We start from the raw sequence: 646 nt of genomic DNA on the forward strand, positions 1-646 counted from the left end.
GCGCCGGTCGCGCGCCCGCCGTTTCCTCGCTATCGACAGCGTGAGCGAGGCTCGCAACCGATCCGCGGCGCGCAAAGCGCGTGCTACAGGGGGATCGCGGTCGGCCGAGCGTCGTGATGCACCGGACGGGCGGCCGAGGGGGCCTGACGTGCATCGCCGGGGCCGCAGCGAGACGGTGACGGCGTGTCGGGCCCGTCGGATGGGCCGCTGAGCAGCCGATAGACGGTCTGGATGTCAGCGGCGAGCGGCGCCAGGTTGCCGATTCCGGCACCCAGCAGGTCGGTTGCCAGGCAAGCGATGACGACGGCCACCACGGCGCGTCGGGGGACACGCTGCTCGAGCTCGTGCAGATCGTCGGAGACGGCGTGACGGTTACCCGGGTCCGGTGTGGCCGGTGCGCGACGACAGACCCATCCGGCCACGAAGCCCGCGATGGCCAGGCCGGCTGCGGCCGTGAGGTGCCCGGCTTTCAAGTGCGTGAACGTCGACAGGGCGACCGTGCCGAGTGAGCCGCCCAGCATGCCGTACAGCACGGCCTGCGTGCGCAGGCGGGCGCGCATGGTGTAGCGGGAGTGGTGCATGAGTCCCCGGATTTTTCTGGGTTGATTGGCCTGGGCAAGGAAGGGCAACGGCCTACCATTCCATC

The 646-nt window shown here is 70.6% G+C and carries 1 protein-coding gene; it reads right to left on the reverse strand.

Annotated features, from left to right (window positions below; translation table 11 throughout):
- Window positions 1-83: 83 nt before the first annotated feature.
- Window positions 84-646, reverse strand: a 563-nt coding sequence (locus WS49_RS07610; RefSeq protein ID WP_218921263.1) for a hypothetical protein, incomplete at its 5' end; no start/stop codon positions are given.

The organism is Burkholderia sp. RF7-non_BP4 (assembly GCF_001521935.1).
In the GTDB taxonomy this organism is placed as follows: domain Bacteria; phylum Pseudomonadota; class Gammaproteobacteria; order Burkholderiales; family Burkholderiaceae; genus Burkholderia; species Burkholderia diffusa.